Origin of the sequence: Oceanobacillus massiliensis str. N'diop, assembly GCF_000285495.1 — a bacterium.
Lineage (GTDB): Bacteria > Bacillota > Bacilli > Bacillales > Amphibacillaceae > Oceanobacillus > Oceanobacillus massiliensis.
The window spans coordinates 539,484-553,438 of record NZ_HE610977.1 but is presented as its reverse complement, the minus strand read 5'-3'; the positions used below and the strand labels follow the sequence as shown (position 1 = coordinate 553,438).

Below are 13,955 nucleotides of genomic sequence, written 5' to 3'. Positions count from 1 at the left end.
TGGAAAACGCGGAAAAAAGCGAAGGAGCGCGGAAAATCGTGAAAATCGCGGAAAAAAGCGAATAACCGCGGAATAAACTCAGAAATCGCGGAAAAAACCGCAGGAGCGCGGAATAATGTGATGCATATTCATTCTTTTATTAAACAAGTATTCTTTTAGGAGGAGGCACATAGTATATATCAATAATAGGACAAGCATAGGTGAGGGATAGCTATGGGACATGTATTTTTATTTTTGGTAGGGTTTGGACTTGCTGTTACTGGCGGTGTTACGGTTATAGCATACTTGAATTTTCTTCCGGCTGGTATATCCTGGGCGGACTATTTTCTATTCATCAGTGGAAGGATAGAGTGTTATTTTTTGCCGATTGGAATTTTGCTGATGGCAGTTGTGCTATTCCGTTATCCTAATTAATTTTAACGTAACTTCTCGAATATTTTTTCTCCGTGATGGTCATAATGTATTCTAAATCGGAAATAAAAAGTGAGGGTTGTTTATGTTATATTTACACGATGTTTGGGTGAACTGGTTTGAAGGTGAAGAGAATGGCTACAGTGTTTGTCACTTTCATGAATGGAGAAAAGAGGACAGCATTGAGCTATTGGATCAGGTGCCTTTATTATACATAACAGAGACTCTATATAACTACATTGAAAATGATATGCATGATCTTCCGAAAGCTTTGCTTGATTCGATCTATAAACGGGCCTACACACGAAAGGGACAGAAGCGATCTAATGTTGAATATGCGTGTATAGTTACAGATGGTACTGATATACTCGCGTTCGACACAATTGGTTACTCGATACCTATTCGAAAGAGCAGATTGATTCCGCGTCAGGAACAGCTTGTATTCGATATGATAGAAAATACGAAACCGCAATCCTTTAAATTTGATGATGTTGACTACCAGAAAGAATACCATATGCTATCCATGCCTCCTGATTTTGTTTTCGGGCTGACAAGAAAGGAAAGACAATTAAAACAATTGCTGATGATAGGGTTGGATCAGCTCAAGACAACAAATAATAGAGAAGAGTTGCGTTACTGGCTGACAGAATGGGATCCAAAGCAGTATCCGGCAATTCGATACATGAACGAGGATAAAGTATGGGAAACACTCTATAATGGAGTCAAAACAGGATGGAGCCCTGCGCATGAGGACCTCTGTGCAAAGTTAATACGCGGCCAGCCATTTCTCGAAAAGATGTGGGAAGCGGAAATTGGACCAGAGCACAATACATCGAATCAAAAGTGAAACGGTGGAAGCTCGCACTGTTAGGGATGCAGCGGAAATTTGAGGAAATGCTGATAGTTATAGTGAATAAGCTGATGTTCACAGTGAAAAGGCTGATGTTCACACAAATATTGCTGATGTTCACACAAAAAAAGCTGATGTTCACATTTGTCAAGCCGGAGCGGAGCGCTTCGGCTTGCTAGAGCGCTTCGGCTTGCAGGCAGCAAGCACGACGCCTCAATTTAAAGATAGAGTAAATATCTAATTCCTTTTCCATTAAACTAAAGCGCCTATTGGGATCATATTAAAATGATTCCAATAGGCGCTTTTAACTTTGCTATTTTCTTACTCTTCCTAGACCCATTGCTTTCTTTGCTTTAGCGAGGGTTCTATTTGCGGTATGGGAAGCTTTTTCTGCTCCTTGGTCGAGAATGTCATCCAGTTTATCGGAGTTAATCAGCTCAGCATATCTGTCTTGGATAGGCTTTATAACACTGATTACGGCATCGGCAACACCTTGCTTGAAATCGCCGTATCCTTTACCTTCATATTTAGCTTCCAGTGCTTTGATTGATTCGCCAGTACAGCTGGAGTAAATAGTGAGGAGATTGGATACTCCCGGTTTATTTTCTTTGTCATATTTTACGATGCCATCTGAATCGGTTACAGCACTTTTGATTTTCTTCTCAATTTTCTTTGGTTCATCGAGCATGGAGATGAAGCCTTTTTCATTTGAATCTGATTTACTCATCTTCTTGGTCGGTTCCTGCAAGGACATAATACGCGCGCCAATTTTTGGGATGCGTATTTCAGGAATGGTAAAGATATCGTTGAACCGGTTATTAAAGCGTTGAGCCAGGTCACGTGCCAATTCGAGGTGTTGCTTCTGATCGTCACCAACAGGGACAACATTTGTATTATATAGTAAGATGTCCGCTGCCATCAGTGATGGGTAGGTCAGTAATGCTGAAGATACGGCATCTTTTCCCTCTGATTTATCCTTATATTGGGTCATACGCTCCAATTCGCCAACATAGCTAATGGATTGCAGCATCCAGCCCAGCTGTGTATGTGCGGATACTTCTGATTGTACAAATAGGGTCGAGGTTTCAGGATTGATCCCTGCTGCAACGTATAATGCTGCTAGCGAGCGAATATTATGCCTTAATTTCAGGCGCTCCTGTGGGACAGTAATGGCATGTTCGTCCACTATACAAAAATAACAATCATAATCATTCTGTAATTCAACAAATTGTTGAATGGCTCCAAGATAATTACCTAAGGTCAATGTACCACTAGGCTGTATTCCGGAAAATATCGTTTCCATTTCAATTCACTCCATATTATGTATTTAATTAAATCATTGGCTATTCAGAAAAAATCCTCACAAAGACCGTCTTACTCCAATAAAAAGGTGATCGCAGACAATGAGTTTCTTGAATGTGTTCTTGCCTCTATCCTATAAGGAAGAATCTATAGTAAATTCTATTATATTGTCCACTTCTTTTCCAATATTATTAGGATATCTAACCTATAAGTCGATTCTGCGGACAAGCTTGGAAGCAGGAGGTTCGCCTTTATTAAGTTAAATCAGAAGCGCTCTCTTACTCTGCATACAACAATCAGCCATTAAGAAGAACAGGGTAAAGAAAAATAGAGCCTCAGCCATTAGGTCCGAAGCTTATATTAACACACGTGGCATCAATTTAGGGACTGGACATTTCTAAATGTAATTTCTAGTTAAGGGCCCTTTTGCTGCCTTTTTCCATTTTATGCAAGGTGTGCTTGGTTCCCCATTCATGCATTGCCTCTAGGATTGGTTCCAGACTTCTGCCGTATTCTGTAATAGAATACTCTACTTTTGGAGGTACTTGGGGATAGACAACGCGCTCAACAATATCTTCATCCTCCAGCTCACGCAATTGCTTGGTCAACATTTTCTGGGTGATACCGGGCATACTACGCTTCAATTCACTGAAACGTTTGGTTCCTTGCTGCAGCAAATGCAATAAAATAATTGGCTTCCATTTGCCGACCAGGATACTTAGAGCATCCTCGACGCGGCAATTGTCCGGAGTCCTTTCCATATTATCTCCTCCTTGGTATCATTTTGGATACTATGCCACTTTTAAGTGGGTACTTAAATTATTTAGTATTATACCCTATAATAACGTTATAAAGGATAAAAGGAAAGAAATAATTAAATAAAGACAAAGGATTCGACTTGGCATAAAGGAGAATCCTATAATGGTAGTTAACAGTTTTGATTAAATGGTTTGCTCTCGACTGTACAGGGCGTGTAGGCAGCCATCAGATATATATGGGAAGAAGGGTGAAAAAGTGGAAAAGTATCGTATAGATCAAAGTAAGGGATTGGAATTTGGTATATATACACTTGGTGACCATTTGCCAAATCCTTTAACAGGTGAAAGAATTTCTGCTGAAGAGCGGATTCATGAAATTATTGAGTATGCAAAGCTTGCTGACCAGGCAGGTATCGACTTTTTTAGTGTAGGGGAGAGTCATCAGGAGTATTTTGCAACACAGGCACATTCTGTCGTACTGTCAGCAATTGCCCAGGCAACGGAAAAGATCAAAATTGCAAGCTCATCTACTATAATCAGCACATCAGACCCAGTTCGGGTCTATGAGGATTTTGCGACTCTTGATTTAATATCCAAAGGCCGTGCCGAGATTATTGCTGGAAGGGCATCCAGAGTTGGCCTTTTCGAATTGTTGGGATATAATCTTCGTGACTATGAAGAGTTATATGAAGAAAAATTTGAGCTGCTACGTCAGATAAATGAGGAAGAAGTAATTAATTGGAGCGGGGAATATCGTGCTCCATTAAAAAATGCAAAGGTACTACCGCGCCCGCAAAATGGTAAAATGCCTATTTGGCGTGCAGTTGGTGGTTCTCCTGCCAGCGCTTTAAGGGCAGGGTATGCTGGCGCCCCAATGTTTATGGCCCATCTGGGTGGTCCTGTTTCCGTATTTAAGCGTACCATTGATGCCTATCGACAAGCCGCACAAAGCAGGGGATTTGATACAGCCGAGTTACCGGTTGCAACTGCTGGCTTCTTCTATGCAGCAGAAACATCCCAGAAGGCATTGCAGGATATGTATCCACATATTAATGAAGGAATGAAGAAGACAAATGGACAAGGCTTTCCAAAACAGCATTTTGCCCAAGGTGTCGATCCGCATAATGTCATGAATATTGGCAGCCCGCAGGAAATTATCGAAAAGATTCTCTATCAGCATGAAGTGTTTGGGCATCAGCGATATATTGCCCAAATCGATTTTGGCGGGATGCCATTTGAGAAACTAATGAAAAATATTGAACTAATAGGTACTGAAATTTTACCTGCCATCAAAAAATATACTGCAAAAGACTAAGGAAGGTGAAAGGATGAAGATTGTCGGTTTATCCGGATCTATTGTTGGGTCAAAAACCAAAACGGCCATGAGTTACACAGTTAAATCACTAAAGGAAAAATATCCGGAGGCGGAAGTGACTTTAATCGATTTAGCTGATTACGATATTCAATTCAGTGATGGAAGAAATTATACAGAGTATGAAGGCGACACAGGCTATATTACACAAACCATCATGGAAGCAGATGCTATAATTATCGGAACACCGATTTTCCAGGCATCCATACCTGCTACACTGAAGAATATATTTGATCTGCTTCCTATAAATGCATTTCTGAACAAAGTTGTCAGTATTCTCGTGACAGCTGGATCTGCAAAGCATTATCTAATTGCAGAGCAGCAACTGAAACCTATTTTGGCTTATATGAAAGCACAGATGGTTCAGACCTATGTATTTATCGAAGAAGAAGATTTCTACCGAAAAGAAATTACCAGTGATGAAGTTTTATTCCGTATTGAACGGCTTGTTGAAGATACTGTTGTTTTAGCAGAGACCTATGCGAAAATTCGTGAGGAAAAAGAAGCCGAATACGATTTTTGAAAAATTGCCCAGTCTAACTTGTCAAACAGGCATTAAATGAATTTCTAATATCAATAAGGTACCGAAATGGTACCTTATTTGATGGTTTACGATGCTTTATATAGAGACAGCAGCGAAAAAAGCCTGTATAAATCGCAGAAGCAGAACAAACAGTGCAATTATAAGCAACTGCAATGGAACCTTATCACACATAATGGTAAGGTTAAGTTACTTACTAGGACCCATTTCTAATCGCCCATAATGATGCAAAAATAAAGCATGATTCTAGTAGAATAAAAGGTCTCTTTACAACCAAAGTTACTATTTATAGTTGGGGGAATAAACATGAAATTAGTGGGAGTTTCTGGTGCACTTGCTGGATGGAAGACAAATATGGCCATTCATGAACTTTTGGAAAAGGCTAAAGAACTTGATTCAACTGTGAAAACAGAATTGATTGACCTGAGAGATTATGAGGTTGAATTCGCTCGTGGAGAACCATTAGCTTATTATAATCAGGATACGTGGGATGTAGTTAATAAAGTAAGTTCTGCCGATCTGATTGTCTTTGGTTCACCCATATACCAGGCTTCGATTACGGGTGCCTTGAAAAATCTTCTGGATCATTTTCCCGTGGATGCATTTAAAGGGAAGGTAACAGCTATTATTACAACCGGTGCAGTTGAAAAACACTTTCTTGTATCTGAATATCAGCTAAAACCGATTCTCGCCTATCTGAAGGGTCTGGTGCCATCAGGGAATGTATTCGTTCATAGTGATTGCTTTAATGAAGACAATGAAATAATAAATAAGGAGGTCTCCAAGCGAATACAGCTACTAGCGGAAGAGATGATTCTTTTGCAGCAAAGTATCGCGAATAGAAGGGGCTGACAGATAACTGAAAAACCTGATTATGGATAGATGTTTAAGCATTGGAAGGAAAGAGTGCTGCGGCAGAAAGCACTCTTTCCTTTTTGCATAGCTAAAAAGGAATGAAAGTTAATCAAGTAAGCTCACCCCAACATTTGACTTAGAACCATCGATTAAGCCTCCATTTTTTTGGAGTGGCCCCCAAATATTTGATATTATCCAGATACACATCTTCTCCTATGCAATTGGGATTTTGCATTATAATTCTACAACTGTGAATTTCGAAGGCCGTTTTCTCAAAGATTGTTGTTTTTACATAAAATAAGTACAGCAACGGCCGATTTCCGCTCCGGGCAGTCGCTTTCCGCGGGCAACGCTTCAGCTTCCTCAGAAGCAAGCCCGGCTTCTTCCGGGATCTTCAGCTGTTGCTATTCCCGCTGGAGTCGACTGCCCTACGCTCCAATCAATCAGCTTAATAATTGAATGTCAGTAAATTGATTCAGAAGGCCAAATCTTAGCGGAGGAAATACACGGAGACTCCTGCGGGAAAGCGAAGACGATGAGACCCCGCAGGGAGCGTTCTTTGCGAGTGAGGAGGCTCATCGCGAGCCCGCGGAAAGCGCAGTGTATTTCCGGAGCGGGGATAAAGCTATCATCTCTTGTTACGTCGCAGTTTCTATCAAATACAAAGTTAGAAATAACAACAATACTTATGAAAAGAGCCATTTCAAAAAAAGGCATACAGCGGTTTTGATTTTTGAAAAAGGGGTAAATAGAGTTTATCTGCCTATAGACTTTCCGTTTGATTAAAAGATTCAACATATATTTCTGATTACTTTTTACCATTTAAATCAAGATGCTTTTCCTTTATACTAAAATTATTATGACTAAACAGGAGATTGATTTTACATGCGAAAATGGCAACTGACAACTGTACTGGTGGGGATTTTCCTCCTTGGCACAGTTATTACGATTTATGCAAGCGGAGAAGACATGTTAGCGAATGTACATAAAGAAAGACAGACAAGCATTCAAAAGATTGATTCGTCAAAACTAATGGAACGTTTTACATATGATACCGAGTACAATTTCGAATATCCGGATGCGGTGAGAGGAGTTTATGTTACTGGTAATTCTGCTGGGACTGGTAAATTCGATTCTCTATTGAATCTAATGGATGAGACGGCTTTGAATTCCATGGTGATTGATGTGAAAGAAGATAGTGGCCACTTAACATTCATGCCTGAAGATGCTTCAGAGGACATAAAAGACGCTGCAACCAATACGATTCAAGACCCGAAAGCAATGATGGAAGAACTTGAAAAGGAACAAATCTATCCGATTGCAAGAATTGTTGTATTTAAAGATTCTGTTCTCGCAGAAAAAAGACCGGACCTTTCGTTTACTGAAAATGGAGAGGTATGGACCAACAATAACGGAGATGCATTTGTGAATCCATTTGAAAAAGAAGTATGGGAGTACAACCTGGAAATTGCAAAGAAGGCAGCGGAAATGGGGTTCCAGGAAATTCAATTTGACTATGTTCGTTTCCCGGAAGGATTCGAAAACATGGATGAAGAGCTTGATTATTCTCTTGGTGACTATGAAAATATGGATCTAAATAATATTAAAAAAAGAGTGGAAGCCGTATCGGACTTCGTTGCCTATGCAAATAAAGAATTGGAGCAATATGATGTCGATGTTTCTGTTGATATCTTTGGCTATGCTGCAACGCTTGAGGAGACACCAGGAATTGGTCAGAACTTTTCCAGAATCTCGGAGAATGTAGATGTTATCTCCTCCATGATTTATCCAAGTCACTGGTCATCCTATTTTGGCATCGAAAAACCTGATACCGAACCATACAGGCTTATTTCCGAATATGCTAAAGTCGAAAACGAGGTTCTTGGAAAGCTTGATAATCCTCCAGTTTCCAGACCGTGGCTTCAGGATTTTGAAGCACCTTGGCTATATAGCGGAGAGACAAAACAATATGGTAAGGCAGAAGTTGAGGCACAAATCAAAGCATTATACGAAAATGGTATAGATGAATTTTTACTTTGGAATGCTGGCAATACTTATACAGAGAATGTAGATTATATGATTGGAAAATAATAAAGAAACAGGTCTATCGCAGACCTGTTTCTTTGTATTTCATTCCATATGGGTTTAACAAACGAGCGTTTCTTGGTTATAATAAGTAAAAAAGTGGAAAAAAGGGAGCAGATATATGAATTGGTATGAGAAATTGAATAAATATTTCCCGGTAGAGGAAATGAAATCCAGAAAGCATATGGAAATGCTGTTGGAAGAGAAGGGCGATGTATACTATAAGGATGAAAGCCCCACACATGTATTGATGTACGCAGAATTTGATTCATTTATTTTCATTGATTATCTCTGGGTTTCATCCGAAACAAGAGGGCAAGGGATCGGACATCAATTGATTGAAAAATTAAAATCCAAGAAGAAACCGATTATTTTGGAAGTCGAACCAGTTAATTACGAGGATACGGATACAGAAAAAAGACTTCATTTTTACAGTAGAGAAGGTTTTAGGCACGCTCAATCAATTGGATATAACCGTCGCTCTCTAGCAACAGACGAAGAGACCCCGATGGAAATACTGTATTGGTCTCCAAATGATGAAACAGAGGAAATGATCTTTGAACAGATGAAGAAAATGTATGAGTCTATTCATACGTACAAGGATGAAGAAATATATGGTAAGGCATACCAGCCAGCAGATGAAGTATTGAGCTATAATAAGAAACGTGACTCAATCGATATTCTTCAAGGCTTAAAAAAACCTTTAGCGAATCCGGATAAGGCATAATAAAACCCTGTCAGCATCATGCTGACAGGGTTTTATTTGTTACATTTAAGAGCTTTGTTTAGTTGTTCCAATCGGAATATTATTATTCAATCGTTCAGCTAAACCAAGGCTTTTTGGAGCTGCCGTTTCTTCACCTTCTAATAGGTTATCTTTGAAGCTATATGCATTTGAACCATGTTCTGTAAAGTCGAGGCCTGCAATTTCTTCCTCTTCTGATACACGAATTGGTGAGATTTTGTTAAGGACATACGTGAAGCCTCCAACAGTCACACCAACCCAAGCAATTACAGCGATAACTCCGATTGCCTGTATTCCCAATTGGGAGATGCCATTGCCATAGAATAATCCAGTTGAAGTTGAGAATAAACCAATTGCTAATGTTCCCCAGATTCCACAAATTCCATGGACTGCGATAGCACCTACAGGATCGTCGACTTTTAATTTTGTATCTAATAAACGAATTCCTTCAACAAGTATAACTCCGGAAAGCAGTCCGACAATGATTGAGCCCCCGAGTGAAATTTCTGCGCAACCAGCAGTTATACCTACAAGTCCACCTAAAACACCGTTCATGGATAATGATGCATCGACCTTCTTGAATCTCAGTTTTGTATATAGTGAAGAAGAAATCAATGCTGCTGAAGTAGAAAGTAATGTCGTACCAATTACCATCGGAACTAGTGAGGGATCAGCAGCAAGTGTACTACCGCCATTAAAACCGAACCATCCTAACCATAGAATGAATACCCCTAATGCACCCATTGGAATGTTATGACCTTGTATGACATTAACTTTCTTACCGCTATATTTACCTAGACGCGGCCCTAAAATCAATACAACCATAAGTGCTCCTACGGCTCCGGTCAAGTGTACAACAGTTGAACCAGCGAAGTCGCTGAATCCTAATGCAGTTAACCAGCCATCACCCTGCCAGATCCAATGACCAACTACCGGATAGATAACAGCCGTCATGGCAACAACAATCAATACATAACTGCCAAGCTTAATTCTCTCTGCTACTGCTCCTGATATGATTGTTGCACATGTTGCAACGAACATAGCCTGGAAGACGAAGAAACCAATATCTTCTACTCCGCTTAACATGAAACCATCTGTTCCAATGATCGAACCTGCAGATGTTCCAAACATGATACCATAACCTACAATAAAGAATAAAATTGCTGCAAAACTAATTGTCATAAAGTTTTTCATAAGAATGTTCAACGAATTCTTAGCTCTTGTAAAACCTGATTCCACCATTGCGAATCCAGCATGCATGAAAAATACCAGCACAGCTCCAAGCATCACCCATACCAGATTAATGGATAATTCCAATGATTCAACTGTAGGCGCCGCGGCATAAGCTGGTGTAGCGATCAGGGAAATGATTAGAAATAATAAAAGGCTTTTTTTAAACATCATGTTTTCCTCCTTCATTTTTATAAGACAGCTTCCATTCCACGTTCTCCGGTACGTATCCGAATCGTTTCTTCAATAGGAGAGACGAAAATTTTGCCGTCGCCGATATTGCCGGTTTTACAGCTTTCAATGACAATATTGACTATCTCGTCCAATTGAGTATCCTCTACAACCATTTCGACTTTAAGCTTTGGAAGTAATTGAATATGGAATTCGGTTGATCGGTAGACACCTGTCTGGCCTTTCTGTTTTCCTGTACCAGCCACCTCGGTAACCGTGAGACCACCAATCCCGATTGCAGATAAATTACTTCTTAGCGACTGGAATTTTTCCGGTCGAATAATCGCTTCAATCTTTTTCATCAATATTCCACCCCTTTTGCATGTAAGTTTTCCTAACATGGTTAGTTATGTTAATTATCATAATAGTTTAAATGGATATTTGCAAGTCTTTTTTGTCATGAATTTAGAAAATTTAGAAGAAAACGTTTTCAATTAAAAATGGATTAAGGAATTATTTTTTATAACTTTTTTTCAATTAGAAGGTTTAATTGAAATTGAACTGGGGTATCTTACATAGTAAATGATGATTGAACATGAAAACATTGGAAAATTACCTAATAATTCTCGTATTCCCCTACCCTTTGATTGACAACTGTAGTATAATTGTACATATGGGTAATTTAAACTTATTTTAATGTAAGTAAGTTAAACAATGTGCCATACAATCACCATACACACTTAAAAAATGAGGAGTGAAGTTTCATGGTAACACTTTATACCTCACCAAGTTGTACTTCTTGCAGGAAAGCAAAAGCATGGCTGGAAGAACACGACATACCGTTTACAGAACGTAATATTTTCTCTGAGCCGCTTACACTTGATGAAATAAAAGAAATATTGCGTATGACTGAAGATGGAACGGATGAGATCATTTCCACGCGTTCAAAGGTTTTCCAGAAACTGGATGTTAATATTGAGCAATTGCCGATGAAAAATCTGTTCAATCTAATTCAAAAGAATCCAGGACTGCTGAGAAGACCAATCATTTTGGATGAAAAACGTTTACAGGTTGGATATAATGAAGATGAAATCCGCAGATTTTTACCTAGAACTGTACGAACTTTTCAATTGCGTGAAGCACAAAGGATGGTCAACTAATCGTTTACAAGAAGCATATAAAATAATGAGAATAAAAGACGCAGAATTTCCTAACCGGACTGCGTCTTTTTTGTTTTCATTCCATCTGATAATTTAAGGGTGACAAATCGGTTATAATAAGTTAAAATATCATACTAACTATCCTATTTATTGCGTGGAAATTTACTTTTTGAATGGCATATAGGCATATTAATTTCCAAAAAGCAGTACACTGTCATACAATGGTTTTAAGCACATCAATAGAGATGGTTAGAGTTGTAATATAACGGGTAATGTTAAGATAAAGAGAACTTTATATGATTATAAATAATGGTGAAGTTGTCTCTTCCATCTAACTGTTTTTCCTTGAAAAATTTAACTGCAAGAAGTGCTTTGGAAGGACGAAACAGCTTATATTTTTAATTTGAAGGGAGAGAAATGAAATGGAAATCGAAAGAATTAATGAAAATACTATTAAATTTTATATTTCTTATATTGATATTGAAGACCTGGGCTTTGAACGTGAAGAAATCTGGTACAACCGGGAGCGCAGTGAACAGCTCTTCTGGCAAATGATGGATGAAGTGAATTACAAAGAAGACTTTAATCCAGATGGTCCTTTATGGATACAGGTTCAAGCAATGGAAAAGGGACTTGAAATAGTTGTAACCAAAGCTAAAGTATCAAAGAATGGTGAAAATCTTGAGCTTCATTCAGAAGACGGAAGCAGTGTAGATCTTCCGGTAGATGAAAAAATTGAAAATCTGCTCGATGATAAGTATGGAAAGAATGTTTCATCTGAGGAAGACGAGGAATTGATGGATGATAATCTCTGGTTAATCGTAGAATTCAATGAATTTGAAGATGTGATCCAGCTAAGTCATTATTTCAATGAGCTATCCGATTTTGGAGAAGAGACGCTTTACCATTATAATGACACCTATTATTTATACATGGAATTTTCTCATGATGTGCTTGATGATAATAAACAGGAAGATGTAATCAGCCAGGTGCTCGAATTTGCCAATGATTCGGATGTATCGGTTCACTTACTCGAAGAATATGGCAAGAAAATTTTTGAAACAGATACATTCTCCCAAGTGAGAGCATATTTTCCTGTAGAGCTATAGACATTCTGCTAAAGAATGTCTATTTTTTTGCAGGATTTTTGACCACTTCTGTCGAAAATAGTTAGACATGGAGGTGGTCTAATGTGCTGCAGGCAATAAATAAAAACGGAAGAGTCACCACGCTTGCAATCATGAAACGAGAAGTTATCGAGAAAATGAAGAAGGAAGGAGAGAAGTTCTATTGTCCCGTATGCAAACAGCCAGTTATTATGAAAGCCGGGATTAAAATGATTGCCCATTTTGCACATCAATCTATTTCCGACTGTCCTTCCAGTGAGGGCGGAGAAGGTATCTATCATGAGCAGGGAAAGCTGATATTGTATGAATGGCTGAAAAAACATGCCATGAATGTCCAGCTGGAGACATATTTGCCGCTCATTAAGCAGCGGCCTGATATACTGCTATCGATAAACGATAAGAAAATAGCGATCGAATTTCAATGTGCAAGGATTCCAAATGAAGAAATAAGAAAAAGAAATCAAGGATACAAATCCGCTGGTATTATTCCAATTTGGATTGTCGGTGCGAATCAGTTCAATCGATATAATCAGAATAGCCTCAAAATGGACCTGTTTACCCGCCAATTCCTGCATCAATTTTCCCAAGACTCACCACTCGCAATTTATTTCTTTGATCCAAGCACCGCTCACATTGCAATCGTTCAGGACGTTTTTATTACCAACAATACAAGAGCAATTGGAAAAATTAAGATAATGCCGCTTAAACAGCTGAAATTCCCTGACTTATTTCAGTTCAATTTATTTTCACCAATAGAGCTAATGCATTTATGGAGTGACGAAAAGCGGCAATTTCGATTGAGAACATCCCAGAGATTGTATGGTGCTGAATTTTCTTGGCGTAAGTGGCTTTATTCAAAAGGCTATCACCCGCAAAATCTCCCATCTGCCGTTCATCTCCCAATTACTTCCCAGCATCAAATGAATACCCCGCTATGGAACTGGCAAAGCAAGATCTGCTTAGAAATCATCCATCCACACCCCATCGGTGGTCTCATCAGTCTAGAATACATTGCGCATGTCCTCAAGACCCGTACCCACAGCGCTGCTTCCTATCCTTTAATACATTCCATAACCCATCCAATTGAACAATATTTCCGTACACTGGAGAACGCCGGTATCCTTCAGCGTGTTTCTTCAAATTCCTTTCAAAAATTGCAGCAGTTTTCTTTCTACAAGCACGTTGAAGATGCAATAAAAGCAGATAATCTTCTTCTGCAGCAATTAATTTTACAAAACTCGGACAAAATACGAGCATGAACCCATATTATTTCGTTATACTAAATAATATTCCGATTTTTTAAAGGAATTTATAAGTCCATCTAGAAATAGTATATAGAGAGTTAAAG

At 38.8% G+C, this 13,955-nt stretch carries 14 protein-coding genes; 10 read left to right on the top strand and 4 right to left on the bottom strand.

Translation table 11 applies throughout. The features are described from left to right. Positions 1-213: 213 nt before the first annotated feature. Positions 214-414: a YuzI family membrane protein gene (locus tag OMHG_RS08290; RefSeq protein WP_010650016.1), complete on the top strand. Its 201-nt coding sequence runs from the start codon at positions 214-216 to the stop codon at positions 412-414. Positions 415-496: 82 nt separating this feature from the next. Continuing rightward, entirely contained in the window at positions 497-1,258 is a 762-nt protein-coding gene (locus tag OMHG_RS08285) for a YjbA family protein (RefSeq protein WP_010650014.1), read from the top strand. 316 nt (positions 1,259-1,574) lie between these two features. Here the strand turns inward: OMHG_RS08285 and trpS are convergent, their stop codons facing one another. Both trpS and OMHG_RS08275 read right to left on the bottom strand, forming a co-directional pair. Continuing rightward, positions 1,575-2,564 carry a tryptophan--tRNA ligase gene (gene trpS, locus OMHG_RS08280; protein WP_010650012.1) on the bottom strand — a complete coding sequence of 330 codons (990 nt, stop codon included), beginning with the start codon at positions 2,562-2,564 and terminating at the stop codon, positions 1,575-1,577. A 409-nt stretch (positions 2,565-2,973) separates the two neighbouring features. Next, the gene (locus OMHG_RS08275; protein ID WP_010650011.1) at positions 2,974-3,324 is read right to left on the bottom strand and encodes a winged helix-turn-helix transcriptional regulator; all 351 of its coding nucleotides are present in this window, start codon (positions 3,322-3,324) and stop codon (positions 2,974-2,976) included. 253 nt (positions 3,325-3,577) lie between these two features. Between OMHG_RS08275 and OMHG_RS08270 the strand changes: the two genes are divergently transcribed. The 5 genes from OMHG_RS08270 to OMHG_RS08250 all read left to right on the top strand — a co-directional run bounded on the left by OMHG_RS08270 (position 3,578) and on the right by OMHG_RS08250 (position 8,901). Continuing rightward, a complete protein-coding gene (locus OMHG_RS08270; protein ID WP_010650009.1) occupies positions 3,578-4,636 on the top strand; it encodes an LLM class flavin-dependent oxidoreductase in 1,059 nt (352 codons plus the stop codon). Positions 4,637-4,649: 13 nt separating this feature from the next. Then, positions 4,650-5,216 (top strand): NADPH-dependent FMN reductase, encoded by a 567-nt coding sequence (locus OMHG_RS08265; protein ID WP_010650008.1) that lies wholly within the window; start codon positions 4,650-4,652, stop codon positions 5,214-5,216. 324 nt (positions 5,217-5,540) lie between these two features. Further along, positions 5,541-6,086 (top strand): NADPH-dependent FMN reductase, encoded by a 546-nt coding sequence (locus OMHG_RS08260; protein WP_010650006.1) that lies wholly within the window; start codon positions 5,541-5,543, stop codon positions 6,084-6,086. An 888-nt stretch (positions 6,087-6,974) separates the two neighbouring features. Beyond that, positions 6,975-8,180 carry a putative glycoside hydrolase gene (locus OMHG_RS08255; RefSeq protein WP_010650005.1) on the top strand — a complete coding sequence of 402 codons (1,206 nt, stop codon included), beginning with the start codon at positions 6,975-6,977 and terminating at the stop codon, positions 8,178-8,180. A 115-nt stretch (positions 8,181-8,295) separates the two neighbouring features. Then, positions 8,296-8,901, top strand: coding sequence for a GNAT family N-acetyltransferase (locus OMHG_RS08250; RefSeq protein WP_010650003.1), 606 nt, complete (start codon positions 8,296-8,298; stop codon positions 8,899-8,901). A gap of 45 nt (positions 8,902-8,946) precedes the next feature. Here the strand turns inward: OMHG_RS08250 and OMHG_RS08245 are convergent, their stop codons facing one another. Both OMHG_RS08245 and OMHG_RS08240 read right to left on the bottom strand, forming a co-directional pair. Continuing rightward, positions 8,947-10,320, bottom strand: a complete 1,374-nt coding sequence (locus OMHG_RS08245; RefSeq protein ID WP_010650002.1) for an ammonium transporter — start codon at positions 10,318-10,320, stop codon at positions 8,947-8,949. 20 nt (positions 10,321-10,340) lie between these two features. Continuing rightward, a complete protein-coding gene (locus OMHG_RS08240; protein WP_010650000.1) occupies positions 10,341-10,682 on the bottom strand; it encodes a P-II family nitrogen regulator in 342 nt (113 codons plus the stop codon). A 402-nt stretch (positions 10,683-11,084) separates the two neighbouring features. On the opposite strand from OMHG_RS08240, the gene spxA reads away from it, so the two are divergent. The 3 genes from spxA to OMHG_RS17520 all read left to right on the top strand — a co-directional run bounded on the left by spxA (position 11,085) and on the right by OMHG_RS17520 (position 13,866). Next, positions 11,085-11,480, top strand: a complete 396-nt coding sequence (gene spxA / locus OMHG_RS08235) for a transcriptional regulator SpxA (protein ID WP_010649998.1) — start codon at positions 11,085-11,087, stop codon at positions 11,478-11,480. A gap of 422 nt (positions 11,481-11,902) precedes the next feature. Beyond that, entirely contained in the window at positions 11,903-12,589 is a 687-nt protein-coding gene (mecA, locus tag OMHG_RS08230; RefSeq protein ID WP_010649996.1) for an adaptor protein MecA, read from the top strand. Positions 12,590-12,672: 83 nt separating this feature from the next. Then, positions 12,673-13,866: a competence protein CoiA gene (locus OMHG_RS17520; RefSeq protein ID WP_010649994.1), complete on the top strand. Its 1,194-nt coding sequence runs from the start codon at positions 12,673-12,675 to the stop codon at positions 13,864-13,866. Positions 13,867-13,955 lie beyond the last annotated feature (89 nt).

Excerpts from the sequence above, each read along its gene's own strand:
- trpS (WP_010650012.1), bottom strand. The coding sequence starts at position 2,564 with ATGGAAACGATATTTTCCGGAATACAGCCTAGTGGTACATTGACCTTA.
- OMHG_RS08260 (WP_010650006.1), top strand. The coding sequence starts at position 5,541 with ATGAAATTAGTGGGAGTTTCTGGTGCACTTGCTGGATGGAAGACAAAT.
- mecA (WP_010649996.1), top strand. The coding sequence starts at position 11,903 with ATGGAAATCGAAAGAATTAATGAAAATACTATTAAATTTTATATTTCT.
- OMHG_RS08255 (WP_010650005.1), top strand. The coding sequence starts at position 6,975 with ATGCGAAAATGGCAACTGACAACTGTACTGGTGGGGATTTTCCTCCTT.
- OMHG_RS08245 (WP_010650002.1), bottom strand. The coding sequence starts at position 10,320 with ATGTTTAAAAAAAGCCTTTTATTATTTCTAATCATTTCCCTGATCGCT.
- OMHG_RS08275 (WP_010650011.1), bottom strand. The coding sequence starts at position 3,324 with ATGGAAAGGACTCCGGACAATTGCCGCGTCGAGGATGCTCTAAGTATC.
- spxA (WP_010649998.1), top strand. The coding sequence starts at position 11,085 with ATGGTAACACTTTATACCTCACCAAGTTGTACTTCTTGCAGGAAAGCA.
- OMHG_RS08250 (WP_010650003.1), top strand. The coding sequence starts at position 8,296 with ATGAATTGGTATGAGAAATTGAATAAATATTTCCCGGTAGAGGAAATG.
- OMHG_RS08240 (WP_010650000.1), bottom strand. The coding sequence starts at position 10,682 with ATGAAAAAGATTGAAGCGATTATTCGACCGGAAAAATTCCAGTCGCTA.
- OMHG_RS08265 (WP_010650008.1), top strand. The coding sequence starts at position 4,650 with ATGAAGATTGTCGGTTTATCCGGATCTATTGTTGGGTCAAAAACCAAA.
- OMHG_RS08285 (WP_010650014.1), top strand. The coding sequence starts at position 497 with ATGTTATATTTACACGATGTTTGGGTGAACTGGTTTGAAGGTGAAGAG.
- OMHG_RS08290 (WP_010650016.1), top strand. The coding sequence starts at position 214 with ATGGGACATGTATTTTTATTTTTGGTAGGGTTTGGACTTGCTGTTACT.